This is a genomic window from Albidovulum sediminis, assembly GCF_025380365.1.
Classification (GTDB): Bacteria; Pseudomonadota; Alphaproteobacteria; order Rhodobacterales; family Rhodobacteraceae; genus Albidovulum; species Albidovulum sediminis.
In genome coordinates, this window is sequence record NZ_JAOCQF010000003.1 from 292,073 (window position 1) to 313,578 (window position 21,506).

The window sequence follows — 21,506 nt, forward strand, 5'->3', positions numbered from 1 at the left end:
GGTTTCCCGCTGCCTTCACGGGCGGTTATTAGCCGTCAATTTCAAGCCCGTCCAGCGGACAATGGAGCGCAGTCCCCCCGATTTGCCGCAACGCAACACGGGCGGCGCCGTCCCGGCAGCATGGAAGCGCGCCTGCGGGCTTCATGGCCCCTCGGCAATGCCGAACGCCAGCTTCAGCGCGAAGCCCGCGAAGAACAGCGCGACGGCGGCATTCACCGACGGCGCCGCCCTGAGATAGAAGCGTGCCGCCGGCCCGCTCGAAAAGACCAGCCCGTAGACGGCGTGGATCGTCCCCGCGACAGCCGAGGCGCCCGCGCAGAGAAGCGCGATGTCAAGCATGCCGGCAGAGGCCGTCGGAAACAGCGACAGGACGGCGACCCAGGTGGTCAGTGCCTTGGGATTGGTCGCGTTGACGCCAAGTGACCGGGCGAAGGCCGCCCCTGAACCCAGCCCCGACCGTCCGGATACCTGCCCGGCGCCCGCCCTCCAGCCGTGCAGGGCGGCACGGGCATAACGGAGGGCGAACCAGGCCAGCAGCAGGACGCCCAGCAGGGTCAGGACCGTCTGAAGCGGCGGGAACAGCCGGAACGCGGCGGCCATGCCCAGTGTCATCCCCAGACACCAGAAACCGATGCCCAACGCGACACCCGCGGCGGAGGCAAGTCCTGCCCCCCGCCCGGAGCCCATCGCGGTGGCGATCGTGTTAATGACGTTCGGTCCCGGCGACATCACGTTCAGGGCCAGGAACAACCAGACCGCCCAGAACGATGCGGGCTCAAGCGTCATGCCGCGGGCGGCTCCGTCAGGCGCATGTTTTCGCGCGCCGAAAAGCCTTGATACCATGCCGCCAGCCCGGGCCGGCCGCTGCGCCAGTTGCGCGCAACGTGGCGGAAATCGAGGTAAGACAGCGCGCAGCCGACCGCGACCTGCCCCATGTCGAGCGGCCCGTTCAGGTGATCGAGCCAGCGCGCCTCCAGCGCATCGAGCGCGCGGGCCACCTTGCCCCACTGCCCCTCGACCCAGGGTTCGTGACGCTTTTCCTCGGGGCGAATCCGCGCCTCGTAGACCATCAGGATGGCGGCATCCAGCATCCCGTCCGCCGTCGCCTCCAGCGTTAGCGTCTGCCACAGGCGCGGCGGCTCGGGGTAAAGCCGGCCACCGGCGCGCGCGTCGAGATAGCGGCAGATGACCCGGCTGTCATAGATCGCCTGGCCATCGTCAAGCACCAGCGCGGGGATCTTGCCCAGCGGGTTGCGGTCGACCGGCATCGACCCCGGATCGGTCGGCGTACCGGAAGCGGTAATGACCTCGACATCGCCTGCCTGCCCCGTCTCCAGCAGCAGGACCATGACCTTGCGGCCGAAAGGCGTTGTGGGGGAATGGAAAAGCTGCATCGCGGTCTCCCTGTCTGGCGGCATCGCGCCACCAGACGCCCGGCGATCCCGGGTGTCAAGCCGGCCCGCGCGAGCCTTTCTTGCGGCGACCCGGCCCTGGCCGTGGGGCCTGCGTCTCAGGCCCTGTCACGCACCAGAAGGTGGTTGCCTGGACCATGTTTCACCTCGAATCTCGGGATCGCGCGCAACAGGTCGGAAAGCTTGGGCTTGCCGTAGCTGCGGCTGTCGAAGTCCGGCGCAAGCTGCGTCATGAACTGACCAAGCTGGCCCAGCGAATACCAGTCCTGGTCGGGATCGATCCGCTTCATCGCATCCAGGATCAGGGGGACGGCGTCGAGCGCCGGTTTCTTTTCCGGGGTGGCATCCGCCGGTTTCTCCGGCTTGGGCATCGCTCCTTTCGGGGCGACGGCGCTTTCGGCCGGCTTCGCGGTATCGGGCTTGACCGGCTGCGCAGAGACGGTGCCCGACCCGCTGGTGATGTTCTCGATGAAGATGAAACGATTGCAGACCTTGCGAAGGGAATCCGGGGTCTTCGCCTCACCGATGCCGATGACCTGCAGCCCGTCCTCACGGATGCGGCTTGCCAGCCGGGTGAAATCGCTGTCCGAACTGACCAGAACGAAGCCGTTCACCTTGCCCGCGTGCAGGATGTCCATGGCGTCGATCACCAGCCCGATGTCGGAGGCATTCTTGCCCTTGGTGTTGGCCGACTGCTGGTGCATCACCAGCCCCAGGTCGCGCGCCTCCTGCTTCCATTGGGCAAGCGCCGGGCTTGACCAGTCGCCATAGACGCGCCGCAGCGAGGGCTCGCCGAAGGACGCGATCTCGTCGAGGATCGCCGAAGCGTTTTTCGCCGGGATGTTGTCGGCGTCGATCAGGACGGCAAGAAATGGGGTCTGTCGCGGTACCTGCATGAAAACTCCTGATGCACTCGTCGCGATCCTGCGCCACCGCCTTCGGGAACGCAACGCCGCACGCTCAGCCTTCGATCGCCCGCATCAGCGCGGCAAGGCCCGCGATCTCTGCCCCGATCCCCGCGGCCTCCATCCCGTGCGCCGCGCCAATCCGCGCGGGTTCGGGCTTGTTCTGGCCCAGCTTCCATGTCCCGTCGACCGAGGCGATCTCAAGCCGGACGGGAACAATCATCCGCATCAGCCGCTCCAGCGCCTCGGGGTTCATCTTGTCGGCCACCCAGGGTTTCTTGCCCGCGATCCGCCCCTCGAAAGTCGCGGCAAGCCGGTCAAGCTGTCCGCGAAGATCCTTGGGCGGAAGCAGACCAAGCTGCCCGCGCAGATGGACGGCGACATAGTTCCAGGTCGGCACCTGATCCTCCATGCCGTACCAGTCAGGGGAGACGTAGGCGTCCGGCCCCGTAACCGCCAGAAGCGCGGGAACCGGCGCGGCCAGGGCACGCGCGATCGGGTTCGACCGCACCAGGTGCATCTCGGCGAAACCGTCGCGCAGCGTGAACGGCACATGCGACACCAGCGGACCCTCGGGCCCCGCCATCGTCAGCATGCCGAACCCGCGCGCCCCCGCGAAGGCCAGGTTCCGCGCCGCCGTTTCCTGTCTGTAGATCGGATTGGGATGCATGGGTCACCACCTCCTGACCCTTCCTGCCGCCTGGCAACCCGTTTGTCACGGCCTGCATTGTGTCGGGGACATTGCCCCGAAACGCACGGGCCGGGGACATGCCCCGGCCCGCAGGCCCCGCAGATCGGGCTCCCTGTCGGAAGTCGTCAGTAGATCACGACCGACCGGATCGATTCGCCCGCATGCATCAGGTCGAAGCCTTTGTTGATGTCTTCAAGCTTCAGCGTGTGGGTGATCATGGGGTCGATCTCGATCTTGCCGTCCATGTACCAGTCCACGATCCGGGGCACGTCGGTGCGCCCGCGCGCGCCGCCAAAGGCGGTGCCTTTCCAGACCCGGCCGGTGACCAGCTGGAAGGGGCGCGTCTCGATCACTGCGCCCGCCGGGGCGACGCCGATGATGATCGACTGGCCCCAGCCGCGATGGGTGCATTCCAGCGCCGCGCGCATAACCTTGACGTTGCCGGTGCAGTCGAAGCTGTAGTCCGCCCCACCGATCTTGTCGAAAGGCGTCTTCGTCATGTTGACGATATGGGCGACGATATCGCCCTCGATCTCCGACGGGTTGACGAAGTGCGTCATGCCGAAACGTTCCGCCATCGCCTTTTTCGCCGGATTGAGGTCCACGCCGATGATCATGTCGGCGCCCGCCAGCCGCAGGCCCTGGATCACGTTCAGCCCGATGCCGCCCAGGCCGAAGACCACCGCCTTGGCGCCGATCTCCACCTTGGCCGTGTTGATGACGGCGCCGATACCCGTCGTCACGCCGCAGCCGATGTAGCAGACCTTGTCGAAGGGCGCGTCCTCGCGGATCTTCGCCAGCGCGATCTCCGGCAGGACGGTGTGGTTCGAGAAGGTCGAGCAGCCCATGTAGTGCAGGATCGGCGTGCCATCGAGCATGGAGAAGCGCGACGTGCCGTCCGGCATCAGGCCCTTGCCTTGCGTGTCGCGGATCGAGGTGCAGAGGTTGGTCTTGCGCGACAGGCACGACGGGCATTCCCGGCATTCGGGCGTGTAGAGCGGGATGACATGGTCGCCCGGCTTGAGGGATTTCACCCCCGGTCCCACCTCGACCACCACGCCCGCGCCCTCGTGGCCGAGGATCGCCGGGAAGGCGCCTTCCGGGTCAGCGCCCGACAGGGTGAACTCGTCGGTGTGGCAGATGCCGGTCGCCTTGATCTCGACCAGAACCTCGCCAGCCTTCGGGCCGTCAAGGTTCACCTCCATGATTTCGAGCGGCTTTCCAGCCTGCAAGGCCACGGCAGCGCGGGTGCGCATGACAATCCTCCCCTGTGAATGCGGTTGTTCTTGCCCGACCCTGTGCGATACTGGCCGCCAATGCAATTCGGGAAACGACATTCGGATGAAAGCTTCTGCCACGTTCGCGACACTTGCGCTCGTTGCTGCCTGCACGGCCGCGCCTGCCGACCAGCCGCCCCCGGCCGGGGGCGAATGCCCGGCAGACACGCTCCAGCACCTGCTGGGAGAGCCGGAGCAGGCCGCGCGCGACCTTGCGCCCCAGGGCCCGGTCCGCATCTTCCGCACGGGCGATGCCCTGACCATGGATTTCAACGCCGCAAGGCTCAACATCGAGATCGGCGGCGACGGCCGCATCGTCGCCATCACCTGCGGCTGAGGGGTCAGCGCACCTTCAGGACGATCTTGCCGACATGGCCGGAGCTTTCGATCCGCGCATGTGCCGCCGCGGCTTCGGCCAGCGGAAACTCGGAATCCATCACCGGCGCGATCCGCCCCGCCTCGATCAGCGGCCAGACCGTTTCGCGCAACGCGCGCGCAATCCGGGCCTTGGCCAGGTCCGACTGGGGTCTCAGCGTCGAACCCGTGATCGTCAGCCGCCGCGCCATCACCTGCGCGAAATTCAGCTCTACCTTGGGCCCGGACAGGAAGGCGATCTGCACCAGGCGCCCGTCATCGGCCAGGGCCTGAACATTCCGGGGCAGGTAGTCGCCGCCGACCATGTCCAGGATCAGGTTGGCACCGCCCTCCGCCTTCAGGACCGCGACGAAATCCTCCTCGCGGTAGTTCACCGCCCGCTCCGCGCCAAGGGTCAGGCAGGCCGTGCATTTCTCCGCCGACCCGGCGGTGGTGAAGACGCGCGCGCCAAAGGCGTGGGCCAGCTGGATCGCCGTCGTCCCGATGCCGGAAGATCCGCCGTGGACCAGGAACCGCTCGCCCGCCGTCAGGCCGCCGCGTTCGAAGACGTTCGTCCAGACGGTGAAGAAGGTTTCCGGCAGGCAGGCCGCCTCTCTCAGGCCCATGCCCTTCGGCACCGGCAGGGCGTGCGCCGCCGGGGCAAGGGCGTATTCGGCATACCCGCCACCGGGAAGCAGGGCGCAGACTTCGTCGCCGACCTTCCACTCCGCCACGCCCGGCCCCACCGCCGCGATGCGCCCCGCGGCCTCGAGCCCCGGCAGGGGCGAAGCCGAAGGCGGCGGCGCATAGGCGCCCGCCCTTTGCAGCGCGTCGGGCCGGTTCACGCCGGCGAAGGCGACCTCGATCAGGACCTGCCCGGCCTGAGGCACCGGCACTCGTCTTTCGCAGACCGCCAGCACCTCCGGCCCGCCGGGCTTCGTGATCTCCACCGCGCGCATCGTCGCTGGAACCGCCATCATCGCTCCTATGTCCTGAACTTGCCCGGCAGGTCGGCCGCCGCCGCCCCGGGCGCCCTGATGTTGCCCAAGAGGCGCAGCGGGCCCTCCAGCAACTTGCCCAGGGCCGGCGACTCTTTCAGCTGCGCCTTCGCCTTTTCGAAACGCATGACATCCTCGATGCGGCGGTCAAGGAATTCCCAGGTCGCCGCGCTGCCCTCGCTGTCATCGCCCAGCCAGTAAAGCACCGTCGCCCCGTAGACCGCCGACAGGGTGGCGCGCTTGGAGTACCAGTTGAAATCGCGCGAGGTGTCGCCCAGCGCAGACCAGATCGCGTCCGCCGTGCCCCAGATCAGCGCCGCGCCCGTTGCGGCGTGCGGCGGCAGGGCGAAAAGGGCCGCACCGCGGCGCACAAGCTCGCGGTCCGCCCCCTCAAGCCGGAACCGGACCGCGGCGGTGATCCGGTCACGGAAGCGCAGCGCGGACAGATCCTCTGCCGCCAGCCGCGCCCGCATCAGTCGGTCGCCGCGCCGGTGATATTCCACCGCCAGATCGACCGCGCCGCCTGGGCAGATCACCCGTGCCAGCGCCGGGTCCACGCCGGCATCCTTGCAGGCCGCCGCGAAAGCTACCGGGCTCCAGCCGTCGAACACGACATGCGCCAGTGCCGCCTCCATCAGCGATTCTCTCAACGCGCCTGTATCCATTCCATTGTTTTCCATGGATAAAACACCTCTGGCGCGATGGTGGACAAAATCCCGCGCCTCTGCTATACGACCGCTTCCTGCAAGCTCTTGCAACTCTAACTTAGGAAGGTGGTGACAACCACATGCAGGTCAGCGTTCGCGACAACAACGTCGAACAGGCGCTTCGCGCGCTCAAGAAGAAACTTCAGCGCGAGGGTGTGTTTCGGGAAATGAAGCTCAAGCAACATTTCGAGAAGCCGTCCGTCAAGAAAGCCCGTGAAAGGGCCGAGGCCGTTCGCCGCGCCCGCAAACTGGCGCGCAAGAAGGCCCAGCGCGAAGGCGCGCTCTGAGAGGCGACTGGAACGTCTGGCGGGGCAACCCGCACGGTGGAACCCCCGCGGCCCGGCCCGGGGGTTTTGCTTTGTCCGCCACTGGTTCCGGCAGGTTTCCGCCCGCCTGTCGTCCCCCCGTTCCCTTGTCCAGCGGCGGATGCTAGGCACGGGTCGGGGGCAGAGGAGGGATAACCGGATGATGGATCGCCGCACCATGCTAGGCCTGATGGCGCTGGGCCCGATGACTCTGGGCCCGGCCGCCTGCGGCCGCCGCGAACCGGCCGCGCCGCAGGGCCCGGCCGAGGTCAACCGCCTGATCAACCACTACGCCCGCGTCTACGATGTGCCCGAAGACCTGGTCCACCGCGTCGTGCGGCGGGAAAGCGGATACAATCCTGCTGCCCGTAACGGGCCCTACTACGGGCTCATGCAGATCATGCCGCAGACCGCCGCGACGATGGGCTACCGGGGGGCGCCCGAGGGGTTGCTGGATGCGGATACCAACCTGAAATACGCGGTCCGCTACCTTCGCGGCGCCTGGCTTGTGTCGCGCGGTGACCGGGATGACGCGGTCATGTGGTATTCGCGCGGCTATTATTATGAGGCCAAGCGCATGGGCTTGCTGGAGGAAACCGGGCTGAGGGCCTGACCGGCGCCCTTGACGCCGTCAGAGCGGGATCGCGGTTGTCTGGCGCACCGTGCGCAGGGCAAAGGACGAATGCATCTGCGCGACGCCCGGCAGTCGCGCCAGATGCTGCCGGTGGATGCGGGCGAAATCGTCGGTATCCCTGGCCACGACCTTGAGCAGGTAGTCGGCTGACCCCGCCATCAGGTGGCACTCCAGCACGTCCGGCACCAGTTTCACCGCCCGCTCGAACGCCTCCAGCACCTCGTCGGCCTGTCCCGACAGCGTGATCTCGACGAAAACCGTCGTCGGCCGGTTCAGCTTGCGCGCGTTCAGAAGCGCGAAATAGCCGTCGATGTACCCGTCCGCCTCAAGCCGCCCGACCCGGCGATGGCAGGCAGAGGGCGACAGATTCACGCGTTCGGAAAGCTCGGCATTCGACAGCCGGCCCTCCTTCTGCAAGAGGCCGAGGATTCGGCGATCCGTTGCGTCTAGCTGCACTGCGGCACAATCTTCTTCGAGGATATGGTTCAGAACTCGAATATTCTTCGAACAGTTTTACCGGGGACGCCTGCAAATTCAAGACAATTGCACACCATAGCATGCATCCTTGCGCAAGCGCATTCTGGAGGATCCCATGAAGATCGGCTGCCCCAAGGAAATCAAACCGCAGGAATTCCGCGTCGGCATGACGCCGAACGCCGCCCACGAAGCCGTCCGCAACGGCCACGACGTCTATATCGAGACCAACGCCGGGATGGGCGCGGGCTTCACCGACGCCGACTATGTCGCGGCGGGCGCGAAGATCCTCGGGACCGCGAAGGAGGTGTTCGACACCGCCGACATGATCGTCAAGGTCAAGGAACCCCAGGCGGGCGAGCGCAAGATGCTGCGCGAAGGCCAGATCCTCTTCACCTACCTGCACCTCGCGCCCGATCCGGAACAGACCCACGACCTGCTGAAATCCGGTGCGACCTGCATCGCCTATGAAACCGTGACCGACCGCATGGGCGGCCTGCCGCTTCTGGCGCCGATGTCCGAGGTAGCGGGCCGTCTGGCGCCCCAGGTCGGCGCCTGGACGCTGCAGAAGGCCAACGGTGGCCGCGGCGTCCTGCTGGGCGGCGTGCCGGGCGTGTCGCCCGCGAAGGTCCTGGTCATCGGCGGCGGCGTCGTCGGCACCCACGCGGCGAAAATCGCGGCCGGCATGGGCGCGGATGTGACCGTTCTCGACCGCTCGATCCCGCGCCTGCGCTATCTCGACGATGTCTTTGGCGGTTCGTTCAAGAACGCCTATGCCTCGGCCGGTAACACGATCGAACTGGCCCGCCAGGCCGACATGATCATCGGCGCGGTGCTGATCCCCGGTGCGGCGGCGCCGAAGCTGATCTCCAGGGCGCAACTGTCCGAACTGAAGCCGGGTGCGGCGCTTGTCGATGTCGCCATCGACCAGGGCGGCTGCTTCGAGACCTCGCGCGCCACGACCCACCAGGACCCGATCTACGAGGTCGACGGCATCATGCACTACTGCGTCGCCAACATGCCGGGCGCCGTGGCCCGCACCTCGACGCTGGCGCTGGGTAACGCGACCATGCCGTTCATGCTGGCGCTGGCCAACAAGGGCTGGAAGCAGGCCTGCGCCGATGACGTCCACCTGCTCAACGGGTTGAACGTCCATGCCGGCAAACTGACCTATGCCGCCGTGGGTGAGGCGCTGGGCCTGCCGACGATCTCGGCCGCGGATGCGCTGAAGATCTGAGCGGGACGACCCCGATAACGCCGGCCGCGCGGAAGTCTCACCGCGCGGTCGCATCTTGACCCATGTCATCGCGTCGCTCTCCGGCTTCGTCCAGATTTCCATACGATCGGGACTCTGGCGATCATGGGGGTTTACGGTGAGAACGCGAAAGACTTGGCGGACGTGGTCCGAAGCGGGTCTCTCGACCGCGCTGGCAACAGCCGTTTCTGCCTGCGGGGCTGCCGCACAGGAAAGCCCGTCGCAAGTCCTGCCCGCTGCGGACAAGTCGGTGCAACTGGGCGAGTTCGTTGCGACCGTTCCGTTGGAATGCGCCCCGACCGCGGGCCGGACCGGTCGTACCTCTGCCCTCCATTGCGAGTGGGCGACCCGCGACGGGACGACCCGCATCTACGATCTCAAGGTTACGACGAAGCGGAACGACCCGACCCTGTCGCAACTGGAGGGGCTGAGCACCGAGTCGCAGCGAATCATGCTGTCGGCAATGCTGCCGGCCTATCTGGGTACGCAACTGGAGTTCGGACCGCTCCCCGAAGCCGCGCCGCCGCAGGGGTTCACCCTGCGCAAGGTGACACATGGCGGATATCCGGCGCCGGGGCCGGGCGGAATGCTGGGCTGGTGCACGTCGGTCGGATATCGGGCGACCTCGGGCGCCGAGACGATCAGCGCCCTCGGGTTGGCCTGCGTGGTCGTGGCAGCCAATCACAGGGATCTGCTTCAGGTCGGATCGGTGCTCGGCGCAAGGCACAAGTCAGGCAGCAACCCGCCGACAGGTTTCGCACGCGACGCGGAACGAATCTCAGGCTCCCTGCGGCATCGTACGTAGGCCCGGTCCAGCCGCACCCGAATGCGGGACCGAACACTTCGGAAAGGCAAAGGCCCACCGACCGGGGCGGGCCTTTCGTCTGCGCTGAATCGGTGAGCGTTACTTCCGCAGTGCGTCACGGATTTCCATCAGGACATCCAGTTCGCTCGGGCCCGCGGGCGCGGCGGCGGCTTCTTCCTTCTTGGTGGCGGCGTCCTTGACCTTGTTCACTGCCTTGACCAGCAGAAACACCACGAAGGCGATGATGAGGAAGTTGATGACGGCGGTGATGAAGGCGCCGTAGGCGAAGACAGGTGCGCCGGCATCGCGGGCTGCAGAAAGGCTTGCAAACTCGCCCTCGCCGAGGTTCACGAACAGGTTCGAAAAGTCGATCCCTCCGGTCACAACCCCGATGATCGGGTTGATGAGATCCGCGACAAGCGAAGTCACGATCGCCGTGAACGCGGCCCCGATGATGATCCCGACGGCCATGTCCATGACGTTGCCGCGCGCGATGAAATCCCTGAATTCCTTTATCATGTCTTGTCCCTACTGGTTATGCGATCCGTTACGCGTCGCTTGTTTCCAAAGTCACGCCAATCAAGCTTAGCACGGGCGCCGGATTTGAGGAGTGTTTTCGCGCGATGGTAGATTGAAGGCCGGCGTCAGGCAGGCGGTGGCCGGGCGGCGGCAAGCGTGGCGATCACCTCCGCATCCGAGGTTTGCGGGAAGGACCGGTAGTGGGCACCGACCGCCCAGAAGTCCCGGGGTTCTTCGAGGATGAGTATATCGTCCGCCAATCCGGCGAAATCGGCCCGTGCCTCGACCGGGGCGACGGGGACAGCAAGCACGATCCTTGCGGTGCCACGCCCCCTGAGGGTCGCCAATGCCGCCCTGAGCGTGGCCCCCGTGGCGATCCCGTCATCGACGACAACGGCCGTGGCGTCCGTCAGGTCCGGATCCGCGGCGCCGCCCAGATAGAGGGCGCGCCGGTCCGCGATTTCCGCGCGTTTCGCGGCAACAATGCCCGCAAAGTCCTGTGCGCGTTTTCCGATGCTGGCCAGAACGCGCGCGTTGAAGACGGGCTCCGCGCCCTCGGCGACGGCCCCGGCCGCCAGTTCCTCGTGTCCGGGCACGCCGATCTTGCGCACGAAGATCAGCCCGAGCGGCGCGCCGAGGCTGCGCGCGACCACGGCCGCCACCGGCACGCCGCCGCGCGGCAGCGCCAGCACGACCGGCCTTGGCAAGGCCAGCGCCTTCACCCGTTCGGCCAGCCTGCGCCCCGCTTCAGCCCGGTCGGCGAACATGGCTCCTCTCCGGCAAGTGTTCAACCGAGTGTGCCAAAGCCGGAGCGAAACGCCAAGCGCGCGTCAAGACCACGCCTTGACGCCTGCCGCTGTCCGGCGGAAACAGGGCTGGCGATCAGACACGGAACCCGGAACCATGACCCTTTCCGTCACAGCCGACAGCTTTCCCCTGGCCGAGGTGTTCACCATCTCGCGCGGGTCGAAGACGCAGGCTCAGGTGCTGACGGTCACGGCCACCCGGGGCGGGGTCGCAGGGCACGGCGAATGCGTGCCCTATGCCCGCTACGGCGAAAGTCTGGAGAGCGTGGCGGCAGAGATCGGCGGTTTGCCCGCAGCGATCGGGCGGGCGGAATTGCAGCACTCCTTGTCGGCGGGGGCGGCGCGCAATGCCGTGGATTGCGCCTTGTGGGATCTCGAGGCGAAGGCGGCGGGGCGGCGCGTCTGGGACCTGGCGGGCCTGCCGGTGCCACGGCCGGTCGTCACCGCCTACACCCTGTCGCTCGACACGCCGGAGCGGATGCAGGCCGCCGCCGCACGGCAAGCGCACCGGCCGCTTCTGAAGATCAAGCTCGGGACGGCCGACGACATGGCCCGTCTCGAGGCGGTCCGGCGCGGCGCTCCGAGCGCGGCGATCATCGTCGATGCCAACGAGGGCTGGACAGCGGATGTCTACGGCGACCTTGCACCGCATCTGAAGCGTCTGGGCGTCGCGCTGGTCGAGCAGCCGCTGCCGGCGGGCGCGGATGACATGCTGTCCGAGATCGCCCGCCCCGTCCCGATCTGTGCGGACGAGGCGGCGCATGACCGTGCCAGCCTGCCGAGGCTGCGCGGCAAGTACGATGTCGTCAACATCAAGCTCGACAAGACCGGCGGCCTGACCGAAGCGCTGGCGCTTCGAGACGCCGCCCGCGCCGAAGGCTTCGGGATCATGGTGGGATGCATGGTCGGGTCGAGCCTGGCCATGGCGCCTGCGTTCCTCGTGGCACAGGGGGCGGACTGCGTCGATCTGGACGCGCCGATGCTGCTGGCGGCGGACCGGGCACATCCGGTTTGCTACGAGGGATCGGTGATGCAGGTGCCGGACGCCGCGCTCTGGGGATAGGCTTTCGCCCGCCCGGCGCGGGCGATCCGGGTGGGGGCGCTGCCCCCACACCCCCGGGATACTTGTCAAAAGAAGAAGATCGCAGGACCGGGCTTGACCTTGCCCCGGCTTGGGCAGAAGAAACGACGACCTTAGAAGGGAGCCGCCATGAGCCGCATCGTCTATGTGAACGGGGACTTTGTGCCGGAGGAGGAGGCGAAAGTTTCCGTCTTCGACCGCGGCTTCCTGATGGCGGACGCGGTCTATGAGGTGACGAGCGTCCTGGGCGGCAAGCTTCTGGACTTTCCCGGTCATCTGGCGCGGTTGCACCGGTCCTTGTCGGAACTCGGCATGGGTAGCCCGGTGACGGACGCCGAGCTGCTGGCGATTCACCGCGACCTGGTGGCGCGCAACGGGATCGTGGACGGGCTGGTCTATCTGCAGGTCACGCGCGGCAATCCGGGTGATCGGGATTTCACCTTCCCCGATCCCGCGGTGGTGAAGCCCGGAATCGTGCTGTTCACGCAGTCGAAGCCGGGGCTGGCGGACAGCCCCGCGGCCAGGGCGGGCTGGCGCGTCATCTCGATCCCCGACATCCGCTGGGGGCGGCGCGATATCAAGACGGTGCAGCTTCTTTACCCGTCGATGGGCAAGATGATGGCGAAGAAGGCCGGCGTGGACGATGCCTGGTTCGTCGAGGAGGGCAAGGTCACCGAAGGCACCTCGAACAACGCCTACATCGTGAAGGGAGGGCGGATCATCACCCGCGACCTGTCCAGCGACATCCTGCACGGGATCACCCGCGCCGCCGTCCTGCGCTTTGCGCGCGAGGCGCAGATGACGGTGGAGGAGCGCGCCTTCACACTGGAGGAGGCGAAAGAGGCGGACGAGGCCTTCATCACTTCGGCCTCGGCCTTCGTGATGCCGGTGGTGGAGATCGACGGTGTCAGGCTTGGTTCTGGCGCACCGGGGCCAGTCGCGACGCGCCTGCGCGACATCTACATCGAGGAAAGCCGCAAGGCCGCGGTCTGAACGCGCCGGGCTGCGCCGTTCCCGCCCGGCTCAGCCTTTCCCGGGTCCGACGTTCTCGCGGAAGGCGACCTCGAAGGCGGCTTTCGTCGCCACGTCCGCCTCGCTCTGGTTCCGGTCTTTCCAGATGTCGTAGGGCATGCCGTAGTAGACCTCGCGCGCCTCGTCCTTCGACATCGCAATGCCGCGTTCGTTCGCGGCCTCCTGGTACCAGCGGGCCAGGCAGTTGCGGCAGAACCCGGCCAGGTTCATCAGGTCGATGTTCTGCACATCGGTGCGCTTTTCCATCAGGTGGTGGCGCAGCGCACGGAAGGCTGCGGCTTCGATTTCGATACGGGTCCGGTCGTCCATGATGGGTCCTCAATGGCCGGATGCGGCCAGCACATCCTCAAGAATGGGGGCGAGACGGTCGGCCCACATGGCCTGACCCGCCGCATCCCGGATCAGGTCGTTGCGGACCTCGATCAGGACGTTCGGCCGTCCGTGGCGCAGGGCGTGGCGGTCTATGGCGTCACCGTCGAGGTGTCCGCTGTAGGGTTCGTTGTCGCCGGTGGCGTAACCCTCGGCCCGGAGACGGTCGATCAGCGGCAGTGCCAGCCGGTCGTCGAGATGGGAATAGAGGACGCCGACCTCCCACGGGCGGGGCGCGCGGCCGTTCAGGCGCGGGGTGAAGCTGTGGACGGCGCAGATCACGGTGTCGGGGCGGCGGGCGGCAAGCCGCGCGTAGGCATCGTGATAGGGGCGGTAGAAGGCCCGGAGGCGGCGCTCCACCTCCTCGGCGCCGGCGTGCCGGTTGGCCGGGATGATGGTGCCGTCGTACAACTTCATCAGGAGCGTCGGATCATCCTCGCCGCGGTTGGGGTCTATGACCAGCCGGGAGAAGGTGGACAGGATGGCCGGAGCGTCGAGCCGTGCGGACAGCGCGCGCGTGACGCCTGCCGCGCCCACGTCATAGGCAATGTGACGGTCCATGTCGGCGGCGCAGATGCCAAGCGAGCCGCCGCCCACCTCTGGCGGCACGGCATTGGACGCGTGGTCGCAGGTGACGAGCCATCGGGACGGGCGATCGGGCCCCAGGATCTCGCATGCCGAAAACGTCATCATTTCTTCCCGGAACTTTCGCGTAGGCTGGTTTAGACACTCTTGCAGGAAAGCACCAGTTGCCCTGAAAAGGGGAATAGGTCATAGAGACCCGCGATGTTACCGCAAACAGGGGGATGGGGAATGAGACGCCTGCGCAATGTGAAGATCGTGGCGACGCTTGGCCCCGCTTCCAGCGACTATGACACCATCCGCGCGCTTTTCGACGCGGGGGCAGACGTGTTCCGCCTGAACATGAGCCACGGCAGCCACGCGGAACAGAAGGCGCGTCACGACATCATCCGCCGGGTCGAGGCGGATACCGGCCGTCCGATCGCCATTCTTGCGGACCTGCAGGGGCCGAAGCTGAGGGTCGGGGTGTTCGCCAAGGGGTCCGAGGATCTGGCGGAAGGGCAGAAGTTCCGCTTCGACCTTGACCCCGCCGAGGGCGACGCGACCCGGGTCTGCCTGCCGCACAAGGAGATTTTCGCCGCGCTCGAACCGGGCGCCTCGCTTCTGGTCAACGACGGCAAGATTCGGCTGCGCGTCGATGCCTGCGGCGCCGATTTCGCCGAATGCACGGTGACCATCGGCGGCACGATCTCGAACCGCAAGGGCGTCAACGTGCCGGACGTCGTCCTGCCGCTTGCGGCGCTGTCGGACAAGGACAAAGCGGACCTGGAATTTGCCTGTGGCCTGGGCGTCGACTGGCTGGCGCTGTCCTTCGTGCAGCGGCCCGAGGACGTGGAGGAGGCGCGCGGCCTCGCGCGGGGCCGCGCGGCGATCCTGTCGAAGATCGAGAAGCCCGCGGCGGTCAAGGCCTATCCGGCCATCCTTGCGGCATCGGACGGGATCATGGTGGCGCGGGGCGATCTGGGCGTGGAACTTCCTGTCCATTCTGTTCCGCCGATCCAGAAACGGCTTGTACGGGGGGCAAGGGCGGCGGCCAAGCCGGTGATCGTCGCGACCCAGATGCTGGAAAGCATGATCGAAAGCCCGATGCCCACGCGCGCCGAAGTTTCGGACGTCGCCACCGCGATCTACGAAGGCGCGGATGCGGTGATGCTGTCGGCCGAATCCGCCGCGGGGCAGTACCCGGTCGAGGCCGTGGCAACCATGGACAGCGTCGCGAAGTCGGTCGAGGCCGACCCGACCTACCGCGAGGTGATCGAGGCGAGCCGGAGGGTCGATCGCAAGACCGTCGCCGACGGCATCGTCGCCGCGGCGCGCGAGATCGCGGAGGCGACGAACATCCACGCGATCTGCTGCTTTTCCCAGTCGGGCATGACGGCAAGCCTTGTCGCGCGCGAACGCCCGAACGTCCCGATCCTCGCGCTGACGCCGATCCAGTCCACCGCGCGCCGCTTGTGCCTGACCTGGGGCATCCATTGCGTACTGACGGCCGATATCATCGACCGCTTCAAGATGGCCGTCGTCAATGCAGCGCGGGCCGCGCGCGAATACGGTTTTGCGACCGAAAAGGACCAGATCGTCGTGACGGCGGGGGTGCCCTTCAACGTCAAGGGCACGACGAACATCCTGCGTGTCGCGCCCTGCGACGAGCGGTTGATCTATCGCACCGACCCGGAGTGACTTTCCGGGCGATGGCGTCGGGGGGGCTAGCCGGCCTTCCCGAGGATCTCCGCAAAACCGTCCGGAGTGAGGGCGACAGGATTGGCCTTGCTGGAAGAGGCCGCCACCGCCGCGACTGAAATCTCCGCGTGGTCGGCCGGGGCCACGCCCAGCGCGGACAGCCGGGGAAGACCCGCGCGATGCGCCCACGCGGCCAGTTCTTCCGGCACGGCGACGGGTGCGCAGCCGAGGGGATCGGCGAGCAGTCCAAGCGCCTCGTCGATCCGTTCACGGGCCGCGCCGTCGCTTCGCGCGCGGTTGACGGCCAGCGCCGGGCCAAGCAGCGCGCCACAGATGGCGCCATGCGCCGCACCGGTCATGCCGCCGATGACGCCAGCCAGCCCGTGAACCGCGCCAAGCCCGGCATTCGCAAGCGCCATACCCCCGATGAGCGAGGTGTAGGCCAGCGTGTCGCGCGCCGACGCGTCCTCCCCTTCCATCAACCGCATCAGCGCGGCAAGTCCGGGGCCGATGGCCGGGCGGGTCAGGGCATCGGTCCAGGGGGTCGCCTTGCAGGAGATGAAGGGCTCGACCACTTGGGTTACCGCGTCCAGTCCGGAGGCGAGGGTGACGGAGCGCGGGGTATGGTCGGTCAGTGCTGGGTCGACGATCGCGACCCGGGCGATCATGCGATCGTCGCGGAGACTGACCTTTCGCCGATGCTCGGGCAGGCCGATGACGGCGTTCTTGGTGGCCTCGGCCCCGGTTCCGGCGGTAGTCGGGATCGCGACGAAGGGCAAGGGATCGGCTTTCAGCGGCAGGCCCTTGCCCACCACTTCCAGATGCTCCATCGGCCCGTCCGGCGCCGGGATCAGCGCGGCCAGCGCCTTGGCAAGGTCGATGACCGAGCCGCCGCCAAGGCCGACCACGACCTGCGGCTCAAAACCGCGCGCCCGGCGAAGGGCATCCTCCAGCATTTCCAGGGTCGGCTCGCCCGCGCAGGGCAGACCCTGAACTTCCGCCTCGGGTATCCGCAGCCAACTGGCCCGATCCGGGTTCGCGCCATGGACCACCAGCACGCGGTTGCCAAAGGCGCGGATCAGACCGGCGGCCTTCGCAGCCTCACCCCGGCCGAACAGGATGCGCGGCGGCTGGAGTATCGAAAAGCTCATACCGTCATCGTCGCCTGCACGGCCCGGCTCCAGCGGGCATACCGCGCGCTGCGGTCGGCCTCACTCATGCGCGGTGCAAAGCGGCGCTCCAGCGCCCAGGCCTTGCCGAACTCGGTGGGATCGGGGCAAAGGCCGGCCTGCAAACCCGCCAGATAGGCGGCCCCCAGCGCCGTCGTCTCGGTCACGACCGGGCGATCCACCGGGGCGCCCAGGATGTCGGACAGGAACTGCATCGTCCAGTCGCTGGCCGTCATGCCGCCATCGACGCGCAAGACGCCATCGGCCTCGGCCCCCCAGTCGGATCGCATCGCCTCGAGCAGGTCGCGGGTCTGGTAGCCCACGCTTTCCAGCGCCGCGCGCGCCAGTTCGGCGGGGCCGGAGTTTCGGGTCAGCCCGTAGATCGCGCCGCGGCAGTCGGGGCGCCAGTAGGGGGCACCCAGCCCGGTGAAGGCCGGCACAAAGACAACGTCCTGTCCGGCGTCGGCCGCCTCGGCCAGGGGTTGGGTCTCCCGCGCCTCGCGAATGATCTTCAGCCCGTCGCGCAGCCACTGGACCACCGCGCCGGCGATGAAGATCGATCCTTCCAGCGCATAGGTCGTCCGGCCATTCAGGCGATAGGCGATGGTCGTCAGCAGGCGGTTCTTCGAGGGGACCATGTCGGCCCCGGTATTCAGGAGCGCGAAGCAGCCGGTGCCGTAGGTCGATTTCATCATGCCGGGGGCAAAGCAGGCCTGGCCCACGGTCGCCGCCTGCTGGTCGCCCGCGACGCCAAGGATCGGGATCTCGCGCCCGAAAAGGTCGGCGCGCGTGGTGCCGTAGTCGTCGGCGCAATCCCTCACCTCGGGCAGAAGCGCCATCGGAATGTCCAGAAGCGCGCAGATCTCGGCATCCCATGCGTTCGTCGCGATGTTGAACAGAAGCGTCCGGGCGGCGTTGGTGGCGTCGGTCGCATGGACGCGCCCGCCGGTCAGGTTCCAGATCAGCCAGGTGTCGACGGTGCCGAAGGCAAGCTCACCCCTCGCGGCCCGGTCGCGCGCGCCGGGGATGGTGTCGAGCAGCCACTTGAGCTTGGTGCCCGAGAAATACGGGTCAAGCAGCAGCCCGGTGCGCGCGGAGATCATCGCCTCATGTCCGGCGGCCTTCAGGGCGGCGCAGGTGTCGGCGGTGCGCCGGTCCTGCCAGACGATGGCGTTGTGCAGCGGCTTGCCGCTGGCTCGATCCCACAGAAGCGTCGTCTCACGCTGGTTGGTGATGCCGATCGCGGCGATATCCCCGGCGCCGGTCCCGGCCTTTTCGATGGCCGCGCGCGCGGTCGCCGCGACGCTGGACCAAAGGTCGGCGGGATCATGTTCAACCCAGCCGGAGGCCGGGTAATGCTGCGGAAATTCTTCCTGTGCCTGTGCCACCGGGCGCAGCGCGACGTCGAAGAGGATCGCGCGCGAGGATGTCGTGCCCTGGTCGATGGCTAGGATGTAGGTCATGTCTGCTGCCCTCCCTGCTTCACCGCGCCCCGCCCCTCTGAACCCAGCGCAGAAAGCGGCAGGGCGGGAACGAAATTGCCGTCGCGGCCGGTCATGTCGTCATTTGCGATCATGCTGTTCAGGATCGCCTCTTCTGTCGCCTGCACCACGGCCTCGAAGAAGGGATCGATATGCTCATCGGGAACGAAGCGGGCGGAGCAGAGGCGGGGCTGGCCCTGCCCCGAAAGCGCGCTTCCCGCGGTCGAGAAGGCGAGGAAGATGTCGCCCGATCCGTGCCGCGCGATGCCGCCCAGCCGCCCCACGCCAAAGCTGGCACGGCGGGCGAGCCGCTTCAGCTGATGCGGCAGGAACGGCGCGTCGGTGGCGATCACCGCGATGATCGAGCTCAGCTCCGGTGCGGGGGCATGGGTCGTCATCTCCGGCAGGCCGGGCAAACGGCCGACCCGGCGGCCAAGGACCGTCAGATCGGCGCGGGCGCCGAAATTGGCCTGGACGAAGACGCCAAGGTGATAGTCGGCGTCGTAGGTCACGACGCGCGAGGCCGTGCCCGACCCCGCCTTGAAGCCGAAGCATTTCATCCCCGTGCCGCCGCCGACGCTGCCTTCCTCGACGGGGCCGGCGGCAGCGCGGTCGATCGCCGCGATCACGTCCTCCTCCCGCACATGGAAGCCGTTGATGTCGTTCAGGAACCCGTCATAGGTCTCGGCCGCCACGGGCAGGGCGAAGTCGTCGCCCATCTGGTCCGGAAAACGCTGCGCCGCCCAGCGCACGGTCGCATCGCGCGCGGTTCCGCAGGAGTTGGTGTTGGTGATGGTGATCGGCAGGCTCAGCTTGCCCGCCTCCTCGACGTAATGGCTTCCGGTCATCTCGCCGTTGCCGTTCAGGCTGAAGAGGCCCGCAAAGACCGGGTCCCAGACACGATCGACCGGGCGCGGCAGTATCGCCGTCACGCCGGTCCGCACCGGACCCCGGCCGACGCTCAGCCGGCCCTCGCCCCGGATCAGCGTGCTGTAGCCGACCGCAACGCCGGGAACGTCGGTGATCGCATTGAAGGGCCCTGGCGTTCCATCAAGGCGCAAGCCCACGCCGGCGGCGCGCAACTTGCCCGAGGGCGTGGTGATCCGGGGGGATGTCATTCCTCTGTACGCTCCGTCGCCGATCCGGCAGCGAGTCTTTCAGGGGTTCGGAAAAATGGCAAAGCGAAAGGGCGAGGCGCAGGCGCCCCGCCCTTCCGTCGATCAGTTACTGCCAGGACTTGATCAGCTCGTCATAGCTGATGGTTTCCGGCGCCGGATCTTCGTTCTCCAGCTTGGCAACCGGCGAGCCGGGCTCGTCAAGCCAGACCTGCGGGTCCTGCGGTTCGTTCAGCTTCGGACCGATGTCGCCCTGGACGCCGGCACGCTCAAGCCGCTCCAGCACCTTCTCCTGCTCCTCGCAAAGGGCGTCGAGCGCCTCTTGCGGGGTCTTGGCACCGGACATGGCGTCGCCGATGTTCTGCCACCAGAGCTGCGCCAGCTTCGGATAGTCGGGCACGTTGGTCCCGGTGGGCGACCACTGGACGCGCGCCGGGCTGCGGTAGAACTCGACCAGGCCGCCAAGCTGCGGGGCGCGATCCGTGAAGGACTGATGCTGGATCGTCGATTCACGGATGAAGGTCAGGCCGACGTGGGATTTCTTCACGTCCACCGTCTTCGAGGTGATGAACTGGGCGTAGAGCCAAGCCGCCTGGGCGCGGTCGATCGGCGTGGACTTCAGCAGCGTCCAGGACCCGGCGTCCTGATAGCCGACCTTCATGCCGTTCTGCCAGTAGGCGCCGTGCGGCGAGGGGGCCATGCGCCACTTGGGCGTGCCGTCCTCGTTCATCACCGGCAGGCCGGGCTTGACCATGTCGGCGGTAAACGCGGTGTACCAGAACATCTGCTGGGCGATCGAGCCCTGGGCGGGAACCGGACCGGCCTCGCCGAAGGTCATGCCCTGGGCTTCCGGCGGAGTGAACTTCTGCAGCCACTCGATCGCCTTGGTCACGGCATAGACCGCCGCCGCGTCGTTGGTCGCACCGCCACGCGCCACGCAGGAGCCGACGGGACGCGAGTTTTCGTCCACGCGGATGCCCCATTCGTCGACCGGCAGGCCGTTCGGTTCACCCACGTCGCCCATGCCGGCCATCGACATCCACGCGTCGGTGTAACGCCAGCCGAGCGACGGGTCCTTCTTGCCGTAGTCCATGTTGCCATAGACGCCGGTGGCCGGGCCGCCGGCATAGGACATGTCGCGGCCGGTGAAGAACTCCGCAATGTCCTCGTAGGCCGACCAGTTGACCGGAACGCCAAGATCATAGCCATAGGCCGCCTTGAAGTCTTCCATGGTCTTGGGGTCCGTGAACCAGTCGTAGCGGAACCAGTAGAGGTTCGCGAACTGCTGGTCGGGCAGCTGGTAGACCTTGCCATCGGGGCCGGTGGTGAACTTGATCCCGATGAAGTCGTTGATGTCGAGGTTGGGGTTGGTCACCGCCGCACCTTCGCCCGCCATCCAGTCGGTCAGGTTGTGGGCCTGCTGATAGCGCCAGTGGGTGCCGATCAGGTCGCTGTCGTTGATGTAGGCGTCATAGACGTTTTCGCCCGACTGCATCTGCGTTTGCAGTTTCTCGACGACGTCGCCCTCGCCGATCAGGTCGTGGGTGATCTTGATGCCGGTGATGGCGGTGAAAGCGGGCGCCAGTACCTTGGCTTCGTATTCGTGGGTCGTGATCGTTTCCGACACCACCTTGATGTCCATGCCCGCATAAGGCGCAGCGGCGTCGATAAACCACTGCATCTCGGCTTCCTGATCGGCGCGGCTCAGCGTCGACAGGTCGCCGATTTCGGCATCGAGGAAGGCCTTTGCGGCCTCCATGTCTGCCCAGGCAGGCATGCCCATGGCCATCAGCGCCAGTGCCATGGCCGTTGTCGTGTGACGCAGTCTCATCCTGTTTCCTCCCAGTTTGCGAGA

The 21,506-nt window shown here is 67.2% G+C and carries 24 protein-coding genes; 8 read left to right on the top strand and 16 right to left on the bottom strand.

Annotated elements, in window-relative coordinates; translation table 11 throughout:
• Positions 1-141: 141 nt before the first annotated feature.
• The 5 genes from N5I32_RS16325 to N5I32_RS16345 form a co-directional block, all read right to left on the bottom strand.
• Entirely contained in the window at positions 142-786 is a 645-nt protein-coding gene (locus N5I32_RS16325) for a LysE family translocator (RefSeq protein ID WP_261496978.1), read from the bottom strand.
• The gene (locus N5I32_RS16330) at positions 783-1,394 is read right to left on the bottom strand and encodes a glutathione S-transferase (RefSeq protein WP_261496979.1); all 612 of its coding nucleotides are present in this window, start codon (positions 1,392-1,394) and stop codon (positions 783-785) included. Before N5I32_RS16330 ends, N5I32_RS16325 begins: the two co-directional genes overlap by 4 nt.
• A gap of 116 nt (positions 1,395-1,510) precedes the next feature.
• A complete protein-coding gene (locus N5I32_RS16335; RefSeq protein ID WP_261496980.1) occupies positions 1,511-2,308 on the bottom strand; it encodes an NYN domain-containing protein in 798 nt (265 codons plus the stop codon).
• Between the two features lie 64 nt (positions 2,309-2,372).
• The gene (locus N5I32_RS16340) at positions 2,373-2,987 is read right to left on the bottom strand and encodes an FMN-binding negative transcriptional regulator (protein WP_261496981.1); all 615 of its coding nucleotides are present in this window, start codon (positions 2,985-2,987) and stop codon (positions 2,373-2,375) included.
• A gap of 146 nt (positions 2,988-3,133) precedes the next feature.
• Positions 3,134-4,264 carry an S-(hydroxymethyl)glutathione dehydrogenase/class III alcohol dehydrogenase gene (locus tag N5I32_RS16345; protein WP_261496982.1) on the bottom strand — a complete coding sequence of 377 codons (1,131 nt, stop codon included), beginning with the start codon at positions 4,262-4,264 and terminating at the stop codon, positions 3,134-3,136.
• 85 nt (positions 4,265-4,349) lie between these two features.
• Between N5I32_RS16345 and N5I32_RS16350 the strand changes: the two genes are divergently transcribed.
• The gene (locus N5I32_RS16350; protein ID WP_261496983.1) at positions 4,350-4,622 is read left to right on the top strand and encodes an I78 family peptidase inhibitor; all 273 of its coding nucleotides are present in this window, start codon (positions 4,350-4,352) and stop codon (positions 4,620-4,622) included.
• Between the two features lie 4 nt (positions 4,623-4,626).
• On the opposite strand, the gene N5I32_RS16355 is transcribed toward N5I32_RS16350, so the two are convergent.
• Both N5I32_RS16355 and N5I32_RS16360 read right to left on the bottom strand, forming a co-directional pair.
• The gene (locus N5I32_RS16355) at positions 4,627-5,616 is read right to left on the bottom strand and encodes an NAD(P)H-quinone oxidoreductase (RefSeq protein ID WP_261496984.1); all 990 of its coding nucleotides are present in this window, start codon (positions 5,614-5,616) and stop codon (positions 4,627-4,629) included.
• A gap of 8 nt (positions 5,617-5,624) precedes the next feature.
• Complete coding sequence (locus tag N5I32_RS16360; RefSeq protein WP_261496985.1) at positions 5,625-6,317, bottom strand: COQ9 family protein; 693 nt, start codon at positions 6,315-6,317, stop codon at positions 5,625-5,627.
• A gap of 107 nt (positions 6,318-6,424) precedes the next feature.
• Here N5I32_RS16360 and rpsU point away from each other — a divergent pair, with 107 nt between their 5' ends.
• Both rpsU and N5I32_RS16370 read left to right on the top strand, forming a co-directional pair.
• Positions 6,425-6,631 (top strand): 30S ribosomal protein S21, encoded by a 207-nt coding sequence (gene rpsU / locus N5I32_RS16365; protein WP_154335332.1) that lies wholly within the window; start codon positions 6,425-6,427, stop codon positions 6,629-6,631.
• Between the two features lie 178 nt (positions 6,632-6,809).
• Positions 6,810-7,262 carry a transglycosylase SLT domain-containing protein gene (locus tag N5I32_RS16370; protein ID WP_439648212.1) on the top strand — a complete coding sequence of 151 codons (453 nt, stop codon included), beginning with the start codon at positions 6,810-6,812 and terminating at the stop codon, positions 7,260-7,262.
• An 18-nt stretch (positions 7,263-7,280) separates the two neighbouring features.
• Here the strand turns inward: N5I32_RS16370 and N5I32_RS16375 are convergent, their stop codons facing one another.
• Positions 7,281-7,739 (bottom strand): Lrp/AsnC family transcriptional regulator, encoded by a 459-nt coding sequence (locus N5I32_RS16375; protein ID WP_261496986.1) that lies wholly within the window; start codon positions 7,737-7,739, stop codon positions 7,281-7,283.
• A 136-nt stretch (positions 7,740-7,875) separates the two neighbouring features.
• Between N5I32_RS16375 and ald the strand changes: the two genes are divergently transcribed.
• Complete coding sequence (ald, locus tag N5I32_RS16380) at positions 7,876-8,994, top strand: alanine dehydrogenase (RefSeq protein ID WP_261496987.1); 1,119 nt, start codon at positions 7,876-7,878, stop codon at positions 8,992-8,994.
• Positions 8,995-9,130: 136 nt separating this feature from the next.
• The gene (locus N5I32_RS16385) at positions 9,131-9,817 is read left to right on the top strand and encodes a hypothetical protein (RefSeq protein ID WP_261496988.1); all 687 of its coding nucleotides are present in this window, start codon (positions 9,131-9,133) and stop codon (positions 9,815-9,817) included.
• Positions 9,818-9,916: 99 nt separating this feature from the next.
• On the opposite strand, the gene mscL is transcribed toward N5I32_RS16385, so the two are convergent.
• Both mscL and N5I32_RS16395 read right to left on the bottom strand, forming a co-directional pair.
• Positions 9,917-10,336 (bottom strand): large conductance mechanosensitive channel protein MscL, encoded by a 420-nt coding sequence (mscL, locus tag N5I32_RS16390; protein ID WP_261496989.1) that lies wholly within the window; start codon positions 10,334-10,336, stop codon positions 9,917-9,919.
• A gap of 125 nt (positions 10,337-10,461) precedes the next feature.
• Positions 10,462-11,103 (bottom strand): phosphoribosyltransferase, encoded by a 642-nt coding sequence (locus tag N5I32_RS16395; RefSeq protein WP_261496990.1) that lies wholly within the window; start codon positions 11,101-11,103, stop codon positions 10,462-10,464.
• 136 nt (positions 11,104-11,239) lie between these two features.
• Here N5I32_RS16395 and dgcA point away from each other — a divergent pair, with 136 nt between their 5' ends.
• On the top strand, positions 11,240-12,205 hold the full coding sequence (gene dgcA, locus N5I32_RS16400) for an N-acetyl-D-Glu racemase DgcA (protein ID WP_261496991.1): 966 nt from the start codon (positions 11,240-11,242) through the stop codon (positions 12,203-12,205).
• 147 nt (positions 12,206-12,352) lie between these two features.
• Positions 12,353-13,216 (top strand): D-amino-acid transaminase, encoded by an 864-nt coding sequence (locus N5I32_RS16405; protein ID WP_261496992.1) that lies wholly within the window; start codon positions 12,353-12,355, stop codon positions 13,214-13,216.
• A gap of 30 nt (positions 13,217-13,246) precedes the next feature.
• Here the strand turns inward: N5I32_RS16405 and N5I32_RS16410 are convergent, their stop codons facing one another.
• Both N5I32_RS16410 and N5I32_RS16415 read right to left on the bottom strand, forming a co-directional pair.
• Positions 13,247-13,564 (bottom strand): DUF1244 domain-containing protein, encoded by a 318-nt coding sequence (locus N5I32_RS16410; RefSeq protein WP_261496993.1) that lies wholly within the window; start codon positions 13,562-13,564, stop codon positions 13,247-13,249.
• 9 nt (positions 13,565-13,573) lie between these two features.
• Positions 13,574-14,314 (bottom strand): N-formylglutamate amidohydrolase, encoded by a 741-nt coding sequence (locus N5I32_RS16415; protein WP_261496994.1) that lies wholly within the window; start codon positions 14,312-14,314, stop codon positions 13,574-13,576.
• A gap of 123 nt (positions 14,315-14,437) precedes the next feature.
• On the opposite strand from N5I32_RS16415, the gene pyk reads away from it, so the two are divergent.
• The gene (gene pyk / locus N5I32_RS16420; RefSeq protein WP_261496995.1) at positions 14,438-15,886 is read left to right on the top strand and encodes a pyruvate kinase; all 1,449 of its coding nucleotides are present in this window, start codon (positions 14,438-14,440) and stop codon (positions 15,884-15,886) included.
• Between the two features lie 26 nt (positions 15,887-15,912).
• Here the strand turns inward: pyk and N5I32_RS16425 are convergent, their stop codons facing one another.
• From N5I32_RS16425 to N5I32_RS16440, 4 genes are all read right to left on the bottom strand, one after another.
• Entirely contained in the window at positions 15,913-17,037 is a 1,125-nt protein-coding gene (locus tag N5I32_RS16425) for an iron-containing alcohol dehydrogenase (protein ID WP_261496996.1), read from the bottom strand.
• Entirely contained in the window at positions 17,034-18,518 is a 1,485-nt protein-coding gene (glpK, locus tag N5I32_RS16430) for a glycerol kinase GlpK (protein ID WP_261496997.1), read from the bottom strand. Before glpK ends, N5I32_RS16425 begins: the two co-directional genes overlap by 4 nt.
• Positions 18,515-19,654: a DmpA family aminopeptidase gene (locus tag N5I32_RS16435; RefSeq protein ID WP_261496998.1), complete on the bottom strand. Its 1,140-nt coding sequence runs from the start codon at positions 19,652-19,654 to the stop codon at positions 18,515-18,517. Before N5I32_RS16435 ends, glpK begins: the two co-directional genes overlap by 4 nt.
• Positions 19,655-19,760: 106 nt before the next feature.
• A complete protein-coding gene (locus tag N5I32_RS16440) occupies positions 19,761-21,482 on the bottom strand; it encodes an ABC transporter substrate-binding protein (RefSeq protein ID WP_261496999.1) in 1,722 nt (573 codons plus the stop codon).
• Positions 21,483-21,506: the final 24 nt, after the last annotated feature.